This is a genomic window from Chryseobacterium cucumeris, from assembly GCF_016775705.1.
In the GTDB taxonomy this organism is placed as follows: Bacteria; Bacteroidota; Bacteroidia; order Flavobacteriales; family Weeksellaceae; genus Chryseobacterium; species Chryseobacterium cupriresistens.
Genome location: NZ_CP068760.1, coordinates 3593248 through 3616288, shown reverse-complemented (window position 1 = coordinate 3616288; position 23041 = coordinate 3593248). Strand labels below are relative to the sequence as shown.

Sequence of the window (23041 nt, the reverse complement as noted above, 5' to 3'; positions counted from 1 at the left end):
TTTTATAGCAGCAGAAAATAAATCAGGGGTAGCCAAGTTATTCTGCGACAGCTATTACCTGCTACCTGCAACCTAAAACCTCCTACCTAACATAACTGGTATTCCGGAGTAGACATCAGGTTGATGACAGTCATTTTTATACTCTTGTCTGAAAAATTACTTACAGAGTTCATATCGAGGCTTTGGGTATTCTGCAGAAGATAATCTTCACAGTTTTTATAGGCGAAAAGCTTTTCAATACGATCCCAGTCGATGGTGATATTCGGGTTTTTAAAGCTTTTATTTAATGCTGTTTCACGGGATTTCATTCCCATATCAATATCATCATCCTGCCGTGGGCTGTATTCCAAAGGGCGGAGTCCGGACCAGATCTGCGGAACCTGAAGCCTGAGCATTAAAGTGGAGCTGTCAATCCATGATTTTCCATTTGGCCATCCCGCTACATTGGGCGGGTAAAGCAGCATTTGCCCCAGTAATTTCTGATACACGATGAGGTTTTCAGGGTTCTGAATATGCATTGGAAGGATTCGCATCATACCTGCCATCAGTTCTATAGGTGATTTTATTCTGTTTCCGATATTTTTCTGATCATAAAACCAGGTGCTTAAAAAGATCTCAGTCATCAGCTTTTTAATGTCATATCCTGAATGGTAGAAGTTTGTACTGAGTGTATTGACGATATCCTGATCCACTTTTTCATTCACAAAAAACTTATAGATCTTTGTGGTAATAAACTGAGCCGTTGTCTTTTGTTCCAGAATAATATTGAGAACATCATTTCCGTCAAAGTTGCCTGTTTTTCCCAGGAAAGTTTTGCTGCCTTCATCATGGAGATTTTTTCTTTCTTTAAAATTCCCTTCTTTATCATAACTCCATCCTGTAAAAGCTCTTGCTCCTTCTCTTACGTCCTTTTCAGTGTAATTTCCTCTTCCCATGGTAAACAGTTCCATCACTTCACGGGCAAAATTCTCATTAGGATGGTCTTTTTTATTCTGTTGGTTATTCAGAAAATTCAACATGGCAGGCGACTGGCTTACTTCAAAAAGCAGATCTCTGAAATTGCCGAGTGCATTTTTCCTGATTGTATTTAAAAGCTGTTTGTTGAATCTTGGATTTTGTACTCTTGAAGCAAAATGTCCATGCCAGAAAAAGGCCATCTTTTCCCTCAACTGTTCCTTGCTGTTAACGATGGTGTTCAGGAAGTTCAGGTTCAGTTCATTATTTTGTTCCCTGTTGATCCGCTGCATTTCTTTTTTCTTTTCCGCAGGAGCCGTACTGTTCATATAATCTGCCACAGAAACCGGATCAGGAGTGTCATAAGTGATTTCGCTGAAGCTTTCTTCTTTAAATAATTCATTCATCAACGTTTTAATGTTTTTATTTTTCAAATCATCAATTTGATTAACGCCAACACCAAAACCTGCCCGCCAGAGAAGATGCTTGTTTTTTACTAATGAATCAGCCATCATGGAGAATTTATTTTTGGATGTAATTCTAAGAAGAAGGTTAAAACTCATAACGGGTTAAGGATTGTTAATATTGTTTTTAGACTGGAAGCTGGAAGAATGAAGCTGGAAGTTATGGTGTAAGGGAAGGAGAAATTTCTCTTTACTTTAATTATAACAGACGTAAGTTTTATATAAGAGCATATTACTTCCAGTTTCCATCTTCATGCCTCCTTTCTTTTTTCTATAATTCACTTTTTGAGGTCAGTTTTTGATAAATTTTGTTAAACAAATATTTAATTTTTGTTAAAATTAAAGTATTGATATTCATAATTTTATAAATTTTATTAATGTTAAAATCAAATAGAAACCTTTGCTTGGCATGATTTTTACATCCTCTTGTTTAGTAAAATTTAAAAATTAGAGTTATGAAAATGTTTAAACAAGCAATAGTACTGGCTGGTATTTTAACAGCTGGTATCGCAAGCGCCCAAAGTGCTCAAATGAACAATATGATCAAGGTAGGTGCAAATGTTGGTTTAGCAGTTCCCGCAGATAACCTTTCTGCAGCAGTAGGAGTGGATGTAGCTTACCAGAATCTGATTACACCGGGATTTGGGCTGGGTATCGCATCAGGATATACTCATTATTTTGGAAAAGACAACAACGGATATAAAAACAATGATGTAGGAGTAGTTCCTGTAGCTGCTTTAATCAGAATTTATCCAAAACAAACCGGTTTCTATTTCGGAACTGATTTAGGATACGGATTTTTAGTTGGAGATAAAGCAGTAGCATCCAATACCAATGTTGAAAGAGCAGGCGGAGGTTTCTATCTTAAACCGGAGATCGGATACCACAACAGAGACTGGAACTTCTTCGTACAATACCAAAAGGTTTTTGTAGGTACTAAAGGAGATTTGCCAGGTCAGGACTATAATGTGGGGAATATCGGGGTAGGATTCGGTTACAATATTCCATTAGGAAAGTAGTTAGATTTAATATATAAACAATTATTAACCAAAACCTTTTCACGAAAGTGAAAAGGTTTTTTTGTTCTGTGCAGGATTTACAAAAACAATTATTATATTTGGTAAAATTTGAGGTTATGATTCTGAATCCAAAATTTCCACTTTATTTACCAGGAGTAGAGAACAGTAATAATGATAGTGTTTCTATCATTGGAGCAAGTCTCCGTGAAGATATAACAATCTTAGGCTATTTTGTTTCCGGGAACGGAGGTCTTGAGATAAAAGTAGAAAATACATATGCAACCAAAGAATATGCTTCCTTTTCAGATATTTTAAAGAAGTTTATTCAGGATAATCAGCTTGAAAATGTAAAACGTCTGGGAATGGCAGTGCCAGGTCCTGTATTGGACGGGAAAAGCAGTCCTGCAAGACTAGGTTGGCATTTAGATATTGCCGAATATACCCGCGATTTCGGGTTTGAAAGAGTTGATATGCTGAATGACCTGGAGGCTTCTGCTTATGGAATGGCTCTTCTTGAAGATAATCATCTTGAAGCGATCTATACAAGCGGACACCTTGAAAAAGGAAATGTAGCAGTTCTGGCTCCCGGAAACGGATTAGGAGAAGCCGGATATTTCTTTGACGGAAAATACCTGAGACCTTTCGCAACAGAAGGAGGGCACTCAGAATTTTCACCAAGAACCAACGTAGAAGTTGAATTTTACCAGTTCTTAAATAATATCTATGGTATTGTAAGCTGGGAAAATGTGTTATCCAAGTCAGGGTTATTCAATATTTACAGATTCCTGAGAGATGTGAAAAGACATCCGGAACCGGAATGGTTAGGAGAACGTCTTGCGCAGGGAAATTTTGTAGAAGAACTTTATAAAGCGGCTGTTGAGGAAAATGTACTGATCTGCAGAATCGCTTTGGATACCTTCCTTGAGTTCCTGGCTAGAGAGGCTAATAACTTAACATTAAAGTTAAAAGCTACCGGAGGATTACTGATTGCCGGCGATATTCCACAGATGATTGCAGAATATATCGATAAGGGGAAATTCTATGAGAAATTCAAGATCAGTGATAAAATGGAGGAAATGCTTAAAAACATTCCGATCTATCTGGTCAAGCAAAACCACACTGCATTAAATGGTATAGCACTTTATACGGCTTACTATCAGGTATAAAATAAAGCTCCGAAGAAATTCGGAGTTTTTTTATGAGATGATATTATTCATGAAAATTATAAATTTTATTGATATACATCAATGAAATCTATTGAGTAAGATGCCTACCTTTGTATTGTTAAATAAGTAAACAACTCTATTCAATGAAAAAAATATTTTTATTAGCAGTTTTAGCCGGAGGTTTAGCGTTCGGACAGTCAAAAAAAGTAGTAGCATCTGATGTACACTGGTGGGGATACAAAGTAGCAAAATCTGAGGCCAGCTCTCACGACGGTACTGTAAAAGTGAAATCCGGAGATATGGTAATGAAAGGAAACCAATTGGTAGGCGGAAGTTTCGTGTTGGATATGACTACTATCAGTTCTACTGACCTTACAGGAGAATACCAGCAGAAATTAAACGGACATCTTAAGAATGGTGACTTCTTTGAAGTTGAAAAATTCCCAACAGCAACTTTCAAAATTACAGGAGTAAAGAAAAACAATGATAAAATCTACAATTCTCTTGTAACAGGAAACCTTACTGTAAAAGGAAAAACCAGCCCAATCTCTTTCCCTGCGAAGATTTCTTACAGCAAAGGAGTAGTAAGTTTAGTATCCAACAAATTCTCTTTCGACAGACAGAAGTTTGATGTAGCTTACAAGTCTACTATGCAGGACGTTTTTGTGAAAGATGATATTGATATGCTTGTAAAGGTAACTGCTCAATAAATTAATCAAAAAAAGATTATTAAAAGTGTAGAAGTTCTACACTTTTTTTTATTTTTGTTGAATTGTAAATAAAAAAGAATGAAAAGATTACTATTGTTTGCTATGGTGTGCGCAAGCATGTCATTTGTTTCTGCCCAGAAGAAATTTGATAAAGTGTCAAAAGTGACTTCATCAGAGATCAGATGGTGGGGGTATAAAGTGGTAAAAACTGAAGAAACTTCCCACTCAGGAACAGTAAAGCTGAAAAGTGGAAAATTTAACTTTGACCATACTGTCCTGGTAGATGGAGAGTTTATTATCGATATGAGAAGTATGATGGCGGGAGATGTTTCTGATGAAGATCAGATCAAGCTTACTAATGATCTGAAAAGCTCAAACTTCTTTGAAGTAAAAAAATTCCCTATTGCAAAATTCCATTTGACTAAAATTATTCCTTTAGCAAACAGTGAATACAATTCTACAGTATACGGTGATCTTACCCTTAAAGGAGTAAGAAAAACAATTTCTTTCCCAGCGAATGTATACGTTACCCAGTTCACAACTTCTATTGAATCTGCGAAGTTCTCCCTGAACAGAAGAGACTTTAAAGTATTTTATCAGTCTTCATTGAAAGATTATTTCATTAAAAACGAAATGGATATTCAGTTCAAAGTTTCCACAGAAATGCTGGATAACGAGAATAGAGTTCCGAAAAAGAAAAAGTAAAATATATTCTATTGATACAGAAGAGCAGTTCGTGAGGACTGCTTTTTTTATTTTCCTTATATAAAGATCTGATCCCGCACTTCTCTTGTTTCTGTATTTTTTATAAATTAGTGGTATGAAAATTTATATCGTAAGCGGTCTGGGAGCAGACTTCAAGGTTCTTGAAAGAATAGAGTTTCCCAAACACTGTGAATTGATTTTTATAGACTGGCTTATTCCCGAAAAAAATGAGCCTTTCGATGCCTATGTCAAAAGAATGGCAGAGAAAGTAGATGATTCCGAGCCTTTCTGTCTGTTGGGGTATTCTTTCGGAGGAATTATTGTGCAGGAGATCAATCAATTGAAACCTGCAGAAAAAGTGGTGATCCTGGGAAGTATAAAATCGGACAGGGAAAAATCCAGATTCATCAGGACAGGTGAGATTACAAAAATTCCAAGAATACTTCCTGTAGGTTTGTTCAACGACAAAGCAGCCAATGTATATGCCGTTGTCCGAAAGCTTTTTGATCCTAAAAACCCGAAACTCCTTCAATATTTTAAAGTAAGAGACCCTTATTACCTCAAATGGTCCGTAGAAAAAGTTTCGGAATGGAAATTTGAAGAGAATCCCAATGTCATTCAGATATTAGGTGATAAAGACATTGTTTTTCCCATCCGCTATTCCAATCCGAATTATGTGGTGAAAGGAGGAACACATCTTTTTCCGGCCACTAAATCCAAAGAAGTTTCCAAAATACTGGCAGAGATTTTTTCTGAAAAAACTGAAAAAGTCACGGATTAAATAATTTTTTTAGGGGTGTTTGGTTTAAAAGTGTAGTTTTTATGGAATTTATATTTAAATTTGATAGGGTTAAATATAAATTTTATGAAAGTAGGATTAAAATGGATCGTTTCATTCTCTGTTATAGCAATCGTTGCCATTGGTGGCTTATTCTGGAATCCGGCCGCCGATATTCCTGATACAAGGGAATTTTTAAGTGAAGATAAGATTGTCGGCGCTGATGTTGCCTGGATTCTGGCCGCGGCAGGACTTGTTTTGCTCATGACGCCAGGGCTTTCCTTTTTTTACGGAGGAATGGTCGGAAGGAAAAATGTAATTTCTACCATGCTGCAGAGTTTTATTGCCTTAGGCGTTATCTCCATGGTTTGGGTAGTCGTAGGCTTTTCTCTGTCCTTCGGCGAATCTATTGGGATTACAATTGCCGGAAAGCATTACGGGATCATTGGAAATCCACTCAGTTATCCATTTTTTAGCGGGGTAGGAAATCTGCCTCATAAACTGATGGCTCCCACAATTCCTTTTATTCTTTTTGCCTTGTTTCAGATGAAATTTGCCGTTATTACTCCGGCTATTATTACCGGATCTTTTGCGGAAAGGGTTCGTTTTATATCGTATTTATTATTCATTGTTTTTTTCAGTATATTTATTTATACGCCGCTTTGTCATATGGTGTGGCATCCTGAGGGGCTTTTAAACAAATATTTCGGGGTAAAAGACTTTGCAGGAGGAACTGTTGTGCATATGAGTGCTGGTTTTGCTGCACTTGCCGGAGCTTTGGTGGTAGGAAACAGGAAGAATCCTCATCATGAGCCGTCCAATATTCCGTATGTGCTTCTGGGAACAGGAATGCTGTGGTTCGGATGGTTCGGATTTAATGCCGGATCTGCTTTGAGTGCTTCTGCATCTGCGGCTACCGCTTTTGGAACAACTACCATTGCTTCTGCTTCGGCGATGATGACCTGGATCTTTTTTGACAGAATCAATGGGAGAAGTGTATCGGCTTTAGGAGCCTGTATTGGAGCTGTAGTAGGATTGGTGGCAATAACTCCCGGATGTGGTTTTGTAAGCATTCAGGAAAGCCTTTTTATCGGATTTATCACAGCAATCGTGTCCAATCTGATGGTGAACTGGAAGGTTTTAAAGAAAGTAGATGATACCCTCGATGTTTTTGCCTGCCATGGAGTAGGAGGGATTATGGGAATGATTCTTACCGCCATTTTTGCTCATGGTGAAAAAGCAAGTCTGCTTCATGGTGGAATTGATGTTTTTCTTCATCATATGGCAGCCCTTGTTTTGGTTTCTGTTTTTACTTTTTTAGGTTCATTAATTTTATATAAACTTACAGATTCCATGATCACCTTAAGAGTTTCTGAAGAGTCTGAAAATAAAGGGCTTGATCTTTCGCAGCATGAAGAATGCCTGCAATAGCTTTTATATTGTGATGATATGTTGATATCATTAAAAATTTGAATGTATATTTCAGGATTTATCATGTATCTTTGTTTCTGAGGAAAATGACGAATCATTTATGGAATCAATATCGGTTTTTGAAATTATTAAAGTAGGAATAGGTCCGTCCAGTTCACACACGATGGGACCCTGGAACGCAGCAGCAGCATTTATCAGGATTATAAAAAGAGAAAGATCAATAGAAGAAGTTAAAGAGGTTTTTCTTGAATTCTTTGGCTCACTCGCAAAAACGGGAATCGGGCACGGAACTGATATTGCGGGAATGCTTGGGTTGAATGGAGAGGATTTTAAAACGATCAATACTTCAAAAATTGATGAAAAGATAGATTATATCAAGAGTACTCAAACCATTAACCTTGGTGGTGAAAAGGTAATTCCGTTCATCTACGGACATCATCTGGTTTTAAACATGAAAAAGAGCCTTGATTTTCATCCGAACGGAATGATCTTCAGAGCTGTTTTCGAAGACGGAACTGAACTTGTGCAGGATTTTTATTCTGTAGGAGGAGGGTTCATTGCCAGTCAGGAAAAAAACTCTATTCAGAAGCAGTGTATACGAACACTGTATCCGTGTCATAAAGCTTCAGATATTGCAAAATACTGTGAAAAGCTGGGATTTGATAAAATGTCAGATTTGATTTTCATGAATGAAGAAAGCTGGAGAACCCAGGATGAAACGAGGCAGGAAGCACTTTATATCTGGCAGCAGATCAAAGAATGTATCTACAAAGGTGTCAATAAGGAAGGAGTTCTTCCTGGCGGACTGAATGTTTCCAGAAGAGCCGCAGGGATCAACAGAAAGCTGCTGGGAGATAAAATCTATAAAAACAAAGACGAATGGTTCCAGCAGGTAGTAGATGCTGAAGAGAACTTTACTAATATCAACAAGTGGATTGCCTGTTTTGCACTGGCTGTGAATGAAGAGAATGCAAGCTTCGGAAGAATTATTACCGCACCTACCAATGGGGCAAGTGGAGTTATTCCGGCGGTATTGATGTATTCTCAGGCATTTACCCCATTTACGAGTGAGGAGGATATTATAAGATTCTTGCTTGTAGCGGGAGAAATCGGGACCTTATTCAAGAAAAATGCAACCATTTCTGCAGCGATGGGAGGATGTCAGGCGGAAATCGGAGTATCTTCTGCAATGGCAGCAGCCGGACTTACAGAAATCTTAGGAGGAAGTGTAGGACAGGTATTGATGGCGGCAGAAATTGCGATGGAACATCACCTTGGATTAACCTGCGATCCAATTAAAGGGCTGGTACAGATTCCATGTATTGAAAGGAATACGATGGGCGCGATGAAAGCCATTACTGCAGCCAATATTGCACTGGAAAGTGATCCCACCAAGGCAAAAGTAACATTGGATGAGGTGATTCTGACCATGTGGGAAACAGCTCAGTCTATGAGTGACCGTTTTAAAGAAACTTCCGAAGGCGGACTTGCCATTGCCGTTAACGTTCCGGAGTGTTAATAGAAATCATTTTATTTCAAAATATAAAACCCTTAGCCACTATGACTAAGGGTTTCTTAATAAAATAAAAGTAAAAACCGTCGGGCTTTTAGTATCGTATAAGAATTTTTATCTTAAAATTCCTCTGATTCTGTTGGCGTTGGAAATCAATTCTTCCAGATATTCATAGTTTTCTTTTTCAAGCGCAGATTTGAATTTTCTGAGCTGAGTAATATGTTCGTTCAAAACGTCCAGTACATTTTCTTTGTTTTGTTTAAAGATAGGAACCCACATTTCCGGATGCGACTTGGCAAGACGAACGGTACTTGAAAAACCGGAACTGGCAAGCTGGAAAATCGTTTCTTCTTCACGTTCTTTTTCCAATACGGTATTGGCAAGGGCGTAAGATGTAATATGGGAGATATGGGAAATATAAGCGGTATGAACATCATGATCTTCTGCATTCATATAAATCATGTGCATACCGAGAGCATTGACTACTTTTTCAACGGTAGCCAGAGCATCGTCTGCCGATTCTTCTTTGTTGCAGATGACACCAGCTTTTCCCGAGAAACTCTCTGCAATAGCGGATTTCGGACCATTGTTTTCCGTTCCCCACATCGGGTGGAATGCCACAAATCTTGACCGTTTCGGGTGGTTTTTTACCGCATGTACAATGCCTGCTTTGGTGGAACCTGCATCCATTACCGTCTGCTGGTCAGACACAAGATCCAGAACAGAAGGCAATAGTTTTCGTGCAGCATCTACAGGAATAGCAAGAATAATCAGATCCGAATTTTTTATTCCATGTTCAAGATCTACTCCTGCATCAATGATTTTAAGTTCCAGTGCGTCACTGATATGCTGTGTATTGTTATCGACTCCGTAGATGAAGCTGGCCAGGTTTTTCTCTCTTAATTTCAAAGCCATCGAACCTCCGATTAATCCCACTCCAATAATACTTATTTTCATCTTTTTACATTTTTTAAAATAAAAAAACCTCGTCCCTAGGACGAGGTTTTAAATTATATTCATAAGAATCCCTATCCCAGAGCTGAGGTAAAAATTCTATAATAATATGTTCCGTTGTTAAAAATCACAGAGCAAAGGTATAAATATTTTTTTAATGAGACGAAATTTTCTTTTCTAAATTGTATAGAAATGGGATGAGTTGGCTTTTTAATGATGTTTTTTAGGATCTGTAATTTTTTTAATTTCATTAATATTAAGATCAATTGCCCTTTTTATATCAAATGATATATTTTTAAGTTTTGGATTTAAAAATATATCTATTATAGTATCCCTTTTTTCCATTCTAAAACTATAATTTGGATTTTGATCTGTAGTGTTTGTAATTTCTTTCTTTCCTAAGAATTTTATACTGTTATTGTTAACATAATAAATAAGAAATAGGTGACCATTTTCTAAAAAATTGTCTATTAAAATTACTTTTTCATCATTGTTTTTAAATAAGAAAGTTTCATATCCTAGATCACTTGAACTATTTGATTTATCAATGTAATTTTTATTATTACTGGTAAATAGGATTGCATTTCTATTAAAAGAAATTGATAAATTATTGTCTCTATCAGAACATTGATTGGAGTCGTATTTTTCACCAGTACAGTTTAATTGTTCATGTTTAAAATCAATAGGAAAATTTCCAAGTTTATTTGAATTCTCCTGTTTAAGATTACATGAAAAGAATATTGTTAACAATAGAATTGAAAAGAGTTTCATCATTTGATTAAGTTATTTATTCAGATTTTATCCTGCTTTTATGAACATATCCCTTTTTACCTTCTTTAGAAACCACTAACCACCAATCTCCGTTTTGGTCTAAAACTTCAACTTGTTCACCTGTGTTGATCTTTTGCAGGATTTGGGAAGAAGAGTTTTTCTCCTTTCTTAGGTTGGTAAAACCATCACTATCCTGAATGTAAAAGGCTGTTTTGTTTTGACTTTTCTCTACTCTACATTTTTTCGCTCTTACATTTTCTTCAGGAATGGGTATTATTTTATCAGTCCATCCGGATTTCTGGATATCAATATCTTGGGGAACATCACAAATATATTTTACTGCATCCTGTGAAATATCTGACATTGTTTTATAGATAATATTTTTAAGAAGCCAGGTGTTATTATCCAGGATAATATGATATTCTTTTTCATAATATCCGCGGTCAGGGAAGGATGTTTTTATAGAGAACCCTTTATTTCCCGATATTGGAAGGATATCATTGATAACATTACCTCCATCCTCAGAGAAGTTTCTTGTTTCCAGTGCTAATGTATATTTACCTTGCTTATTCCCCAAAAAGATAAATAAATTTTCTCCTTGATAAGGTTTGTTACTTACAATTTTGTCAGAGATGCCATCCTTGTTGACATCAAAGGTTTTTATGAAATAATCTTCATTATCGATGTAGGTTTCGAATGAGCTTCTTTTAGTTTCAGCTGATGGCTGTCGAAGCTTTACAATACCTTTGTTTTTATGTTGGGAAGAGCAGGTGAAACCGAGTGTTAAAGCAATAAACAGGAATATATTTTTCATTAAATTTACTTTGAAGGTTTTAAAATCAGTAGGCTTAATTTCTTTATTCCATTCAGTGCTTTTACTTCATCCTGTCTCTAACTCTTTGTGGTACTCTGGACATATCTTTCGATTGGCTATTCATAAGATTATAATATTTTATATAAGCTTCTTTTGACTCTTGTTTGTTATTAAGTCCCCATTTAGCATCTGCATAATTTAACCAGGCAACAACCCTGTCAGGATATTGAGAAAGTATCTTATCAAGGATACTAATGGAGCTTTTATAATCTTTATTTTGTTCCTGATAGTAAGCTATATTATTATAATCATTTACAGTTTTTTCATTGAGTGGATATTGTTTTAAAAGCTGATTGATTTCATTTTCAGTTAATGATGAGGTACACTGATAGTCTTTATTAATCTTTGAGACAATATCCAGTGCTTGTTTTAAATCCAATTTCCTAATATACATATCCAGATCTTTTTCTGTAAATGTATTTATCTCTTCAGGGGAAAAAGTAGAATTGTTATTAGGTAAATAAGTATATGATAATTTACAGATATCATCCTGTTCAACATAGGTTTCTTTAGAAAAGTTTATCTTACTTAACTGTACAGTATTGGAGGCTGATACAAAATAATATTTATAAGTAAGAAGATTATGAGGGGTATTTTCTTCGGCTGTTTTCTTTATGACCAGAAAATTGTTTTCGAAATAAACATCATCAGTTTTTGGAACAATTGACTTTGTTGTGAAGTTTATAGTATAATTATAATCTTTTAAAGAAAATGCAATATTGCTGTTTGTATTGTTATTTGAGCTCTTAATGATTTTTAATGTACTTAAGTCAATTTTAACTGTTTGATCAGATTTATTGATGGTCTTTTGATTTGAAAAAAACTGGGGCTCTAAAAAGTTAAATATAATAAAGTTATTTTCTTGAGTAAAACTTAAAAATTTATTTAACGGTGAATCTTGGGTTGAAGAAATATCAATAAAACCAACTTCTTTTATTTCTTTTTCTTTGACTAAAAAAATACTATATCCCCAAATACCACTCTCATCTCCTTCTTCAATGAAAAGCAGACCAAGGTTTTTATTTTTATAATAATAAGGAGTACAGCTCCAAGAATTCTTTTGTAATTTGCCAATTAGAGAATTGTTTGAATAGACCTCATTGTAAAAGCCTCCATCATAGTTTTTGGCAGCTATCCTTATAATATTTTTGTCAAATTTATACTCATATTTATAACTTTTTCCTTGTAAAGTAAAGTCTTTTTTTATTTCTGTAACAGGGGAAAATGTTAATTCTTCATGGATAATAGTCTTTTTGCTTTCTATCTTTTCTCTTTTGTAATCTTTACAATTATGTACAGCGAAAGTGAAAAATATTAATAATATTAAGGTTCTCATATTTTATCAGTGCTTCTATTTGCTTTATTATATTGTTTTTGTAATTGTAGATCTTCTTTTGAAAGGGATATATATAGTAAAGGATTGCATCTATACTTATAATTATCTCCTTTCTGTGGAAGCATTTTGTAACAAGTATAAGTACAAATAGCATTAAGAAATTTTTCATCACGGAAGACTGATTTGTTTTATAAACGTTATTTTACTTTCTCTAATTCTGTCCATTCATTTAATACTGCTTCACTTCCTTCTCTTTTAATAAAATAGGCGTTGTTTTCTTTTTTTATATTAAAACCGCAGTTGTTATCATGTTCATTTATCAAATTGATTTCATTGTTTTGGATCTGTTTAATTTTATAATTTCCTTTACACGATGATGTATTGGCATCTATATAGGCTAAGCCTAGTGTAATTGTTATTTCATAACAGGTTTCGGATTTAATAGAATCGTTTCTCAAATTTGCTTTACAAATGTTATAAAAGCCTTTGAAATCAATTATTTCTTTATTCAGATTTACATTTATATAACTGACTTATTTTATAAGATCAATTATTTTATTATTAATCATTTTATTATAATCTCCTTCAAAAAGTCCATTTTTATACTTTTTGTAATATTCTATTTTTGATATTGAAAATTCAAAGTAGGATTTCTCTTCTTTCTCATAATATTTTCCATCTAAATAATTAGGATAATTTTTGTAATCATTATCATTTTTAATAATGTACTTACTTGGTATTTCAACAAGAATATTATCTCCTGTTTCATAGATTTTTAATATATCAGAATAATTAATATTAGATTCTTCATAATCTGGTTTCCAATACAGTACCCTTTGTCCCAACGGGTATAAAACTTTATTTTTATAAAGATATAATTTCCACCCAAAATGGTTTTCACCATTTATAGGAAAGAAGATGATATAGTTTTTAGAGGTATTTGAAAAATATACAATAGGAGAAGAGGTTTCCAGATCTTCATTATTGATTTTCCTAATTATAGCCTTCTCTATGTCATTAAAAACAAAAGTTATAAGTTCATATCTGTTTTGATCACTTCCTTCAATAAGGGTATTTGAGACAGTGAAGTTTTTACAATTTAATGTATAATTTGTTGATTCTGTACTTTCTTCGTCACAATTGATTTTAGTTAATTGAAGTAGGTTTTTAGTGTTATTTGACTTGCTTGAAACTTCAGATGTTGATGTTTCTTTTTTACTATTTTTTTCTTCCTCTTTTTTCTGTCCTTGACAGGATAATAGAAAGAACGAAATTAAAATTGTTATTATCTTTTTCATATTATTAATTAATCCCAAAATTTTTGTGCTATTTCTTTTTGATAATCTTTTTCTTTTTGTGACATTGTATTTTCATCTTTGTAATAAACGAAAATACCTGGATGACATCGATTACTTAACCCACCACCGGTAACAGAACTTCTAATTTCAAAATGTAAGTGTGGGTCTTTAGTTTGTCCGTAACCACTTGTGCCATTCTTGCCAATAATTGTCCCACAGCTAACTTCTTGATTAGTTTTTAATGATTTTTCTACCTCTTGTAAATGAGCATAAAATAAATAAAAATCACCATTAAAGCTAAAACCTGATCCACTTTGTATTTCTCCCATATTTGAATATTGCAAATTGAAATCTCTTTTTCTTTTCAAAAATTCTTTAGGGTCTTTTACTTTCAAACAAATTACATTTCCATATCCTGATTGTATACTTATAAATTCCACATATGCATCTACGCATGCATAAGCATTTGACCCTGGTAGAGCAAGAAGGTCTATTCCTTGATGGTTGTGATTACTTCTTTCTTTTCTGACTGTTCCAAAAACATTATATCTAGGTCTGTAGTTCCCATTTTGAGTGTACAAGCATAACATTGGATTGTCAACTGGATCATGCCATTTAGTGTTTTTAGGAGAAGAATTCTGAGGATTTGTTACAGCACTTTCACAGTTGAATGTTTTTGGTTTATTGCCTAACCCTCGGCTAAAACTAATATTATATCTACCTAATATTTCTCTTCTTTGAATTTTTTTATCATCGTTATTCTCTTCATCTACACTTTTATTTGCTTTATAATTTTTATTACTTGTTTTTTCTTTTTCATTTTGCGGATTATCATATTTTTGATATAAAATAAAATCGTCATCTTTGCCTACTCCTATAGGGGCAAAAACTGATAAATAAATATCTTCAGGAGATTTAATACTGTTTTTGTGCGGTTCAAAATATTTTTTTACCTTATCAAGTTGTTTTATTTCTCCCATTTGAGCATATTCTAATTTTAGTTTGTTTAGTTCATCAAAGCGTTCTTCAACAGATAATTTTGGATTACTTTTATATTCTTTAAGATTATTTTGTAAGGCATCTTGGGTGAATTGGATTAAGCCTATTGCTCTTGATGACTTTCTGTTTCCTTCTTTCCAGAAGTCTTTTATTGTCATTTTATTTGGATCTTTTGTTGAGTTCCATCCTTCTAATTGTTGTGCTTTAAAACTTCCACTTGTTTCAACATTCATTACAGCCATTAATCCATTTGCCATTTCTAGCTTTCTATTTTCACCCCATAATTCAGCACATATTTGTACTACTTTCTTCCTAAACTCACAACTTACTTTTCCACCCCATATTAGATCTTTGTATTGTTCCTGACATATACAACTTCCTGGCTTATCTGGTTTCTGTGTATTCTGCACCCCCGCCGCACTCTTCACCTTCTCCACCTGCATCAGTCCTTCCGAATTTACCCCAAATTTCTGAGATTCTGCAGAAAGATCTTTGGAGATAATTTCGATGAAATAATTTTGTGTATCGGAATCCGGATCGCCGATAGGGGAGTCTATTCCTTTTCCGAAAATGTCTTTGGTAATGACAAATCCTGAAGTATCACATACATCGGCAGGAATTTTAATATTTCCGCTTCTGTAAACTTCATCATTGGAAGTGGTATCATATTCCCAGACTACATATTGGATGTGTTTTCCCACCATATTTTTAGAGTGGATTCTTACCCTTACTTTATCTCCTACAGCAACTTTGGAAAGTTCATTTCCTTTATCATCTATGAAAACAGCTTCTATAATATTGCCTTTAGGATCCGGCTGTTTGGGACCACCTCCTTGTCCGGCCGGGAATTTTGGCGTGTGTTTCTCAGGTTGCGGCTTGGGTTTTGGCTGGTTTTGAGGCTGCCCTTTATAATCCGGATTGGCTACAGCTACATTCACCTGGCTGGCTCCCTGAATTTGTCCTGAATAAGTGGCTGTAACATAATATTCATGATTCGCGCCTTCATTCCTGTCACCTTTCATCAGAAACTGATTGGCCATCTGACGAAGGATTTTTTCATCAGACATCAGAGGTATTGACACTTCTGCAATCCCTTTTTCATTGACGCGAGCCTTATAGCTGCGGGTGTGACGGTTGTTTTTGTTAATATTGGCATCGTGCCCTTTTCCAGGAGCGTCATCTTCCCAAAGGTGAAACTCAATTTCTTTATTAAACATCGCAATACAATGAGCCTGTGCAATAAGAGTATCACGGTAGCTGGCTCTATTGACGTCTTTTGCTCCTCTGTTGAAGAGTACTACTTTATCAATCTTCGGAACTTTGTTGCTTGTTGGTATTAATACACAGCTTCCAGCCAGTTCTCTGGTAGAGGGAAGACCAGGTAAAATTCCTTTTTTAGTTTCATAGACTTTCATTTGAAACTCTATTCCCAGCGCTATTTCCCCAAAGTTGTACGTCACCTTTTCACCGGTCTTGGGCTTTCCGGTGATGTCTTTCCAGCTTCCGTTCTTTTGTTTCTTAAAAAGATACCATTCATAATCACCTTTAAGACCAAATGAAAGTCCTGAAGGTTTTATTTCGTAGGTATAGGTTGTTCCTACCAGAGGATTCTGATTCCCGATAATAGTTCCTGTCATGGCTTAGCTATAATAAAGTTGGTCTGTATCTCTTGTATCTTCCTTGAATTCATCAAAATCCACAACGGGATTATAAACCTGCTGTTCCTGCGTACTTGCTTTGGCAACCTGGCTTTTACCGACTTCGCTTTGCTGTCCGTGTTTGAGGATGGTAATTTTCCCTCCCGTACTGCACATGAGTTCTGAGATTTCCGTAAGACAGCTTTTCCCCATCACTTTTACTTTTTCATATGTCTTCTGCCACTTTCCGGCTGGAGCATAAGCACACGGAAGATATCCTCCCGAACTTGGCTTGAGTTTGCATTGTCCAAACGGCTGTGCCGCAGGATCGAGCTGAAGATCATCCTCTGTTACGGCCAGATAATCAGCGTTTCCTTCTTCATCATTCCAGTAGTGTTTCTGATGGCTGGTCACTTTAAATTTTGGAAATTTAAATCCCTGATTACATTGCACGGTTCCTTTCTGCACAATGAAATATTTTCCTTCATGAGGACTGGAACCACTGTCTTCTTTTTGATCCTCCTTTTCTTGTTTATCACTTTGTTGTTCCGTTTTTCCGGATGGCTGCACTTCATTTTGTGGGGTTTCTTCCGTTGAATTTTCTTCATCAGAACCTACATTTTCTGTAGATTCCTCCTGAGAAGATGCAGCTATACTTTGAGGTTCTGTTTCCTCAGCCATGAGCTGTGGATCTTCCGGAATCAAAATCGTTTTTCCCGGAACAGGTTCCTGCATGACATCTTCCGGCGGACAGTGGAGATTATGGTAAGTTTTTAAAATACCTTCATTTTTCAGCTTAAACTGCCGGGCCAGAGAACTGAAAGTATCGCCTTTTTGTGTGACATAATTTTTCATATTATCCTTGTGTTATATTGATGTGATGTTGGTGTATCAATACCTCTTCATGGCTGAGTAAAACCGAGGCTTTAGCCTGAAGAAGATTCTTATTTTTAGTGTGAGTGGTGTATTCTAATACAATATTTCCTGAAGCAGGTCTTGCAGCCGGTTTTTTGAGCCTGATCCCGCGCATGATCTCCTGTGAGGTACATAATTCAGTGATTTTTCCGCTTAAAATAGTCAAAACAGAGTCCTCTTCTTTATTTTTATGTTCAGGTTTGATTTCACAGGCTACCGGAAATGAATTCCGTAAAAAATAAAAAGATTCTGTCCACTTTATTTTTCTCCGGAACCAGTCTGTTTGGGGAAACAGAGCCTGAAACAGCAGTGTGCTCTGAAATTGCTGTAATAAAAACACTTCATTGCTGATGTTCCTTTCAAAAGAATCTATATAATTTCGAGCGACTTCACCTACATAAAACTCTTCAAGATCTTTACGCTGTCTGCTAAAAGTTTCCGTGATTTTTTTATGATCTGCCAATCCTTTTATCCTGCCTTGTTCATTAAGAATAAATTCAAGCGGCATAATACTTTTCATGCAGGCTATCGAAAGACCGCTTACCTTATCATCCGGTTCATTTCCTCCGGATTTAAAGTCTTTCTGACTATAGCTAAGGATATACAGACCTGTGTTTTTGTCTTTTCGGAGATTTATATCAATGGTATAACCGATGTTAACTGAAGATTCGAAAGACGTTTCAAAAGTCTCATTAATACTATAAGTCTGGGCCCAAAAGGAATCAGAGAACTGGCCGGGAAGACTGTTATTCCTTTCATTTTCCTTCTGCGATTCTGTTTTAAAATGAGTAGGGACAAAAATATTTTTAACGTCATTAAGGTTTTCAAACCAGACTTTATCCATTTTCGGGCAATGAGAATTATGAAACAGCTTAAGCTCCTCACTGGTCATACCCAGCCGGGAAGCGATGGAGGTAAGCGTGTCTCCATTTCGTACCTTATATTGTAAGAAATCAATTTCCATCCAATGTGAATTATCAGATAAAGCTATTAAAAAACTCTGTTGGAAATGAATTTTTAGGATTAAATTTTAAAAATTGTAGTAGAATTACGACATGAAACTGATGGTGTGAAGAAACCACCCCGAAAACCACCCCGTCAAAAATTCTTTGAATTTTCACCACCTCTCCGGAGGATGGGAATTGCACGTCTTCGGTTGGCTTGGTTGCCAGATTTGTGACTTCTGATGTTTTTTAATGCAAGCCTGATTTCTACGGAATGGCAAACTGATGGTAAGACAAGCATTCCAATTGTGTCATTCCGCAGGAATCTAAGCTGTTATAAAGTTTTTCAAAGCTAAAAACAGTTATTTGTGACTTTTGTGGTTTCATGATATACAATACAACCAAAAGTTATGATTAATTTTAAAGCTATAAAAAAGAAAATATGAAGAATAGATTCTTGCATGGAGTTTTCACAATATTGATCAGTTTAAGTTTTGTATATGCTCAGAAGTCCCGAGATCAGACGTCTGTTTTTTTCAATACCAAAGCGCAGGATACTGTAAAGATTGGGGAAACATTGATCGACAAGGATATTACGGGCAGCAAGAGTTTGAAAAATAGGATAAAACCTATTCAGGCAAATTTTAAAAGAATCAATTCCGTGACAAAATGGACTGCTGTCAAAAAGAAAGATATTGAAGGAGAATCTGCAGAAGGCGGGGAAGCCACATTTTATTACACAGATAAAGGTCTTCAAAAAGTAATTGCGAAAAATTATGGAGAAATCGGGCAGAAGCTGACAGAATATTATCTTCTTAACGGAGAGATTTCTTTTGTTTTCGAAAAAGAGTATAGGTATAACCGACCGCTTTTCTATGACACTAAAGCAATGAAAGAAAATAATGACACGGAAGCATTTGACCTGAAAAAATCAAAGATTACATTGACCAGAAATTATTTTGAAAACGGAAATATCATTATGATCACCAATACTACAGAACGTGGATTTAATATCAGTGCGGATTACCCCGCTGAGCAGGAGGAAAAGATCAAGGAAGATTTTAAAAGGCTTCTGAAGCTTGTAAAACAGAGCAGCGTTATGGTTGATCAGCCTTGATGATATTCAGTCTTTCTTCCACCTCATTGATTCTTTTAAGCCAATAGTTAATACCTTCCTGATTGGTCACTGTTTCTTTGAAAGCATTACGGTTGACGGCCCATAGATGTGAGCTGTTTTTCTGATAGTCCAGTTCACGTTCTTTTTTATTTTCAGGCTCTATGCGGTATCTCCAGAATACCAGAGATTTCATGTATTCTGAACGAACTTTTTCCAGATAATCAATAATAGCCTTCCGGTCCTGGGGAATATATCCGGGACCAGAGCATCCACATGAATGAAAAGTGATTCCAACTGTATACAAATCCCGGATATGAGCCCATTGCTTATCATCATTTTTGGGCGGGGATTTAAAGTCAAGTCCCATATTGGCCATCAGATTCCCACATTCAGGACATTTGGCTTCCACAGAGGTCTGAGCATCCCGGTCCACATCTTTCAGGTGGCGGCGTTTGAATGTTTTCTGGCAGTTGAAACAGGCATAATGACCTTTGTAAACCATCATGGCATATCGGCACATAGTGTTCTCTTATTCTTTGGTTATAAGTTATTTTGTATTTGTTTTTTCCTCTTCATTATAATTGATTCCCATAAAGCTGGCGGCGCTTCTCGGGTCGTAAACCGACCACACATCTCCCCAGGGAAATCTGAAGGTGCAGCTGGGATAAGGTTTTTTCTTTTTTTGGGTTGGCGGGCTGTCCAGGATTTTTGATAAAAAAGTGTTATTCCGGTGGAAAACCTTCATTTCTTTTTCTTCTGTCCATTCATTCCAGTCTTTGGCATCACTGTTTTCCCATGTATTCATATGGATGGTGTCCAGCTGATCTTTAAAAAAGCACAGACTGAAAGATACCTGATATCCCTGTATTTCTACAGGCTTAAAATAATACCAAAAATATCCGGTTTTTACATCCCACAGATCATGGTACTTTTCTTTATAAAAATCAGACTGTTTCAGCTGGTCAAGACTCATTCCTTTATAAAGTCTGGTAGTAAAGGTTTCCAGCTCTATAACTCCATTTTCACTGTTAATCAGCATGTCCAAAAAATTGAAGCAATAAATATACCCGTTTTTTCTTTACAGACAACGAATAATATTTACAGCTTCAATAGAAATAGAAATATCGGTGTGTGTTATTGTGTTATGGATTTGATATTATTAATGTTGATGGGATATCAGACAGCCATAGACTTTTTGTATCGATCAGGTTTTTCCAGCTTTTACTGCTGATGAGCATCAGGTCATGAGAATTCAGGAATTCTTTCTCAATCTTCTTCTCATTGTACAGCGTAATGTGGTTTGGAGCTACCTGTTCAATGCTTCTGATCAGTTCTTTTACTTCAATATTATTTCGGATCTGTCCTGCGGCATCCAGAATGATAATCTGAGAATTATTGTTATTAATCAGCCTTTTCGCATATTCAAGAAGGTAAAAATCACTCAGATTGAAGATCGGAACAAATACTTTGTCGGCTGCTTTAAAATCTTTTTCCACCAAAATTCCTACAGGAATATTGGTTTTGTCGAGAATCTGAAGGGTAAAATCGTCAAAAGGAGAATTGTTGAATATATTTCCTTTGCCTTTTACCGTGTTCAATAGTTTTTCGGGATTAATAATCTTGGTGGTAAAGCCTAATAACCTTCCCAATAAACTACCTTCATACATAGATTTTCCAAGCATGATCAGCAGAAGATCATAATGTCCTTTGTTGGTAATGCTGGTCAAATCACTTTCGATATCAGTAGACGCTTTGAAGAGGGTAGTGACTTCCAGATTCAGATCGTGAGAGGTTTCAATGACATTCTGAAACTGTGACTCCTCATACTCGTTGATGTCATAGGCATGCATTTCATCTACCGGAGCAATATTCATCGCAGTGATGCTTTTATTGCCGTTCATTTTATGGGTGAAATTGTGTGCAAGTTTCAACAAAGTACTTCCGGATTCCGGTTTATCAAATGAGAGAAGAACGCGGTATTTGGAATCATTATCCTGAATGGATTCGTCCTGGTTTTTTTTAGATTTAAAAATAAAATTAATAAAATCCAGTGCAGGCCCAGTCATGAAAGTGGTGAAGAGAGCCATGATTACAAGCATTGCAAAAATTTCAGGGCTTAAAACGCCAAGATCATATCCAATGTTGAGTACAATAAGCTCCATAAGACCTCTTGTGTTCATCAGAGCTCCTATCGTTAAGCTTTCTTTCCAGTTAATACCTACAAATCTTGCGGTCAGGGCACTTCCGGCAAACTTTCCGAGAACTGCGGTCAGAATAATAAATCCTGCGGTCATCCACAGATGGCTGTCGTTAAGCAGGCCGATCTGGGTACGAAGTCCTGTAAATACAAAGAATAATGGCAGCAGAAGTACTAATGCCACATCCTCTACCTTATCAATAAAAAGGGTACGAAACTTTGTATTTTCCGGCATAATAGCTCCCGCCATAAAAGCTCCGAATAAGGCGTGAATACCAATGACCTCAGTAGCGTATGCAGACAGGATCAGGGTCAGGAAAAAGATAGCCACCATGGGTTTGCTGATCGTATTTTTTCCGGCCTGAAGGTCTCCGACTCTTTTCAGGAAGGGTCTTACAATTTTAATCATTAAAAATACATAAGCAACAGCCATGATAATCACATAGATAGAGCTTGCAAAAGAACCTGCTTTTACAATAGCAATTACGGCAGCAAGAATACACCATGCGGTAATATCATCGGCAGCAGCACAGGTAATCACAATCGTTCCCAGTTTGGTTTTCTGGAGGTTTCTTTCCTGTACGATTCTCGCCAGTACCGGAAATGCTGTGATACTCATCGAAATGGCTATAAATAAAGCAAAAGAGGTAAACTGGATACCATCCGGAGCAAATTCCTGATACACAAAATAAGAAAGGCCTATTCCCAGAGCAAAAGGAATAATAATACTTGCATGGCTGATGACAACCGCATCATGAGCTTTTTTCCTTAATACACTCAGATCCAGCTCCATTCCAACAATATACATGAACAGGATAAGACCTATCTGGCTCAGAAACTGAAGGTTGCCTAATGATTCTTTTGGGAAAAGAAAGGCGGAAAACTCAGGGAAGTACATTCCCACAAGTGAAGGACCGAGTACAATCCCTGCAATCATTTCTCCGATAACCGTAGGCTGTTTTATTTTCATACAAATCCATCCGAAAAGCCTTGCTGTCATAATAATAGTGACAATTTGCGCCAATAATAGCGCAAGCGGATGGTGAAGATTGGTTTTGAATGATTCCAGGAAATTATCCCAGGTAGAGCCGCTGCTGGTATTGGCAACGATATTTTCTTTTACTTCCAGCGTCTGCCCTTCAATGATGAAATAATACATCAGAGCGGAAAAGACTGCGATGGTAGTAATGTAGAAAATTAAATTTTTGTATTTCCCCAAATTCATGATTCCAATATTTTATGCAAAGTTGAAAAGAATA

The 23041-nt window shown here is 35.9% G+C and carries 21 protein-coding genes; 8 read left to right on the top strand and 13 right to left on the bottom strand.

Annotated features, from left to right (window positions below):
* Positions 1 to 86: 86 nt before the first annotated feature.
* Positions 87 to 1517, bottom strand: a complete 1431-nt coding sequence (locus JNG87_RS16150) for a DUF1800 family protein (RefSeq protein WP_238349605.1) — start codon at positions 1515 to 1517, stop codon at positions 87 to 89.
* 356 nt (positions 1518 to 1873) lie between these two features.
* Between JNG87_RS16150 and JNG87_RS16145 the strand changes: the two genes are divergently transcribed.
* The 7 genes from JNG87_RS16145 to JNG87_RS16115 all read left to right on the top strand — a co-directional run bounded on the left by JNG87_RS16145 (position 1874) and on the right by JNG87_RS16115 (position 8746).
* Positions 1874 to 2437 carry a hypothetical protein gene (locus JNG87_RS16145; RefSeq protein WP_202839593.1) on the top strand — a complete coding sequence of 188 codons (564 nt, stop codon included), beginning with the start codon at positions 1874 to 1876 and terminating at the stop codon, positions 2435 to 2437.
* A 116-nt stretch (positions 2438 to 2553) separates the two neighbouring features.
* Complete coding sequence (locus JNG87_RS16140) at positions 2554 to 3603, top strand: glucokinase (RefSeq protein WP_110009214.1); 1050 nt, start codon at positions 2554 to 2556, stop codon at positions 3601 to 3603.
* A gap of 143 nt (positions 3604 to 3746) precedes the next feature.
* Positions 3747 to 4313 (top strand): YceI family protein, encoded by a 567-nt coding sequence (locus JNG87_RS16135; RefSeq protein WP_202839591.1) that lies wholly within the window; start codon positions 3747 to 3749, stop codon positions 4311 to 4313.
* A gap of 78 nt (positions 4314 to 4391) precedes the next feature.
* A complete protein-coding gene (locus JNG87_RS16130) occupies positions 4392 to 5018 on the top strand; it encodes a YceI family protein (RefSeq protein ID WP_062671303.1) in 627 nt (208 codons plus the stop codon).
* A 115-nt stretch (positions 5019 to 5133) separates the two neighbouring features.
* Entirely contained in the window at positions 5134 to 5799 is a 666-nt protein-coding gene (locus JNG87_RS16125; protein WP_202839589.1) for an alpha/beta hydrolase, read from the top strand.
* A gap of 84 nt (positions 5800 to 5883) precedes the next feature.
* Positions 5884 to 7227 carry an ammonium transporter gene (locus tag JNG87_RS16120; RefSeq protein WP_202839587.1) on the top strand — a complete coding sequence of 448 codons (1344 nt, stop codon included), beginning with the start codon at positions 5884 to 5886 and terminating at the stop codon, positions 7225 to 7227.
* A gap of 100 nt (positions 7228 to 7327) precedes the next feature.
* Entirely contained in the window at positions 7328 to 8746 is a 1419-nt protein-coding gene (locus JNG87_RS16115; RefSeq protein WP_202839584.1) for an L-serine ammonia-lyase, read from the top strand.
* A 108-nt stretch (positions 8747 to 8854) separates the two neighbouring features.
* Here the strand turns inward: JNG87_RS16115 and JNG87_RS16110 are convergent, their stop codons facing one another.
* The 9 genes from JNG87_RS16110 to JNG87_RS16070 all read right to left on the bottom strand — a co-directional run bounded on the left by JNG87_RS16110 (position 8855) and on the right by JNG87_RS16070 (position 18488).
* Positions 8855 to 9697: a prephenate dehydrogenase gene (locus JNG87_RS16110; RefSeq protein WP_202839576.1), complete on the bottom strand. Its 843-nt coding sequence runs from the start codon at positions 9695 to 9697 to the stop codon at positions 8855 to 8857.
* Positions 9698 to 9904: 207 nt separating this feature from the next.
* Positions 9905 to 10468 (bottom strand): hypothetical protein, encoded by a 564-nt coding sequence (locus JNG87_RS16105; RefSeq protein WP_202839574.1) that lies wholly within the window; start codon positions 10466 to 10468, stop codon positions 9905 to 9907.
* Between the two features lie 13 nt (positions 10469 to 10481).
* On the bottom strand, positions 10482 to 11279 hold the full coding sequence (locus JNG87_RS16100) for an SH3 domain-containing protein (protein ID WP_202839572.1): 798 nt from the start codon (positions 11277 to 11279) through the stop codon (positions 10482 to 10484).
* 61 nt (positions 11280 to 11340) lie between these two features.
* Complete coding sequence (locus tag JNG87_RS16095; RefSeq protein WP_202839570.1) at positions 11341 to 12675, bottom strand: tetratricopeptide repeat protein; 1335 nt, start codon at positions 12673 to 12675, stop codon at positions 11341 to 11343.
* Positions 12676 to 12872: 197 nt separating this feature from the next.
* Positions 12873 to 13133, bottom strand: a complete 261-nt coding sequence (locus JNG87_RS16090; protein ID WP_202839568.1) for a hypothetical protein — start codon at positions 13131 to 13133, stop codon at positions 12873 to 12875.
* 75 nt (positions 13134 to 13208) lie between these two features.
* Positions 13209 to 13973, bottom strand: a complete 765-nt coding sequence (locus tag JNG87_RS16085; RefSeq protein ID WP_202839566.1) for a hypothetical protein — start codon at positions 13971 to 13973, stop codon at positions 13209 to 13211.
* 8 nt (positions 13974 to 13981) lie between these two features.
* Positions 13982 to 16609: a M23 family metallopeptidase gene (locus tag JNG87_RS16080; protein ID WP_202839564.1), complete on the bottom strand. Its 2628-nt coding sequence runs from the start codon at positions 16607 to 16609 to the stop codon at positions 13982 to 13984.
* A gap of 3 nt (positions 16610 to 16612) precedes the next feature.
* Entirely contained in the window at positions 16613 to 17464 is an 852-nt protein-coding gene (locus JNG87_RS16075) for a PAAR-like protein (RefSeq protein ID WP_202839562.1), read from the bottom strand.
* Between the two features lies 1 nt (position 17465).
* Complete coding sequence (locus JNG87_RS16070) at positions 17466 to 18488, bottom strand: LysM peptidoglycan-binding domain-containing protein (RefSeq protein WP_202839560.1); 1023 nt, start codon at positions 18486 to 18488, stop codon at positions 17466 to 17468.
* 422 nt (positions 18489 to 18910) lie between these two features.
* Between JNG87_RS16070 and JNG87_RS16065 the strand changes: the two genes are divergently transcribed.
* Positions 18911 to 19585: a hypothetical protein gene (locus JNG87_RS16065; RefSeq protein ID WP_202839556.1), complete on the top strand. Its 675-nt coding sequence runs from the start codon at positions 18911 to 18913 to the stop codon at positions 19583 to 19585.
* Here JNG87_RS16065 and JNG87_RS16060 read toward each other — a convergent pair.
* The 3 genes from JNG87_RS16060 to JNG87_RS16050 form a co-directional block, all read right to left on the bottom strand.
* Positions 19566 to 20105 carry a hypothetical protein gene (locus JNG87_RS16060; protein ID WP_202839555.1) on the bottom strand — a complete coding sequence of 180 codons (540 nt, stop codon included), beginning with the start codon at positions 20103 to 20105 and terminating at the stop codon, positions 19566 to 19568. The genes JNG87_RS16065 and JNG87_RS16060 overlap by 20 nt on opposite strands.
* Positions 20106 to 20132: 27 nt before the next feature.
* Positions 20133 to 20624 carry a hypothetical protein gene (locus tag JNG87_RS16055; protein WP_202839553.1) on the bottom strand — a complete coding sequence of 164 codons (492 nt, stop codon included), beginning with the start codon at positions 20622 to 20624 and terminating at the stop codon, positions 20133 to 20135.
* A 103-nt stretch (positions 20625 to 20727) separates the two neighbouring features.
* Positions 20728 to 23001, bottom strand: a complete 2274-nt coding sequence (locus JNG87_RS16050; protein ID WP_202844348.1) for a cation:proton antiporter — start codon at positions 22999 to 23001, stop codon at positions 20728 to 20730.
* Positions 23002 to 23041: the final 40 nt, after the last annotated feature.